The sequence below is a fragment of the Dellaglioa sp. CoH-57-MRSF-18 genome (genome assembly GCF_056781995.1).
Genome location: NZ_JBXAXX010000050.1, coordinates 1 through 554 on the forward strand (window position 1 = coordinate 1; position 554 = coordinate 554).

General features: G+C 50.7%; 1 protein-coding gene. It reads right to left on the reverse strand.

Translation table 11 applies throughout. The features are described from left to right. Positions 1–554 (reverse strand): hypothetical protein (locus AC1RPG_RS07980; protein WP_481762465.1); only part of this gene is annotated, 554 nt, incomplete at both ends.

Here is a 554-nt window from a genome sequence, read left to right on the forward strand (position 1 = left end):
CTTCAGAACTCCATCCACATTCGTGAACGCCTGCTTCCATACATACCACTTGGAGCATACATTTTCTGTGTGGATAAACAGCGGCCGATCTTTCACCGTTGGATACCGATGAAACAGGTATCGAGTTGGTTCCTGTGCCCGTGTGATCTGGACAAAATCAGGATCAGTGGACCAAGCGAGCTGCGTGCTGCGGTTTACCGTATCGTATACACCGTAGAACCCAAGATCAAGACCCTGGCTCAGAATTGAGAACGAGGGATGCTCGCTCTGGTTGTTGACGATGGCTACGTACTCAGCATGATAGTCGCTTGTAGTTTCCAGCAACCTTTGCAGCTTATATAGCCAGCGGCTTCCTTCGTACTTGGCGTCGAGGTCCTGTAGCTCATGAGCGAGCGTATCTGCTATGTCCTGATCTACGCCTCCCCATCTTGATGCTACCGATACCTGCATATGTTTGTCGCGCTGCGGAAGCTCAACGCTTACTACCCGATGGTGATTTGGGAACTTCAATGCCCATTGGCCTTTATACCTTGAGTTGGTATGGTGGCCGGTTG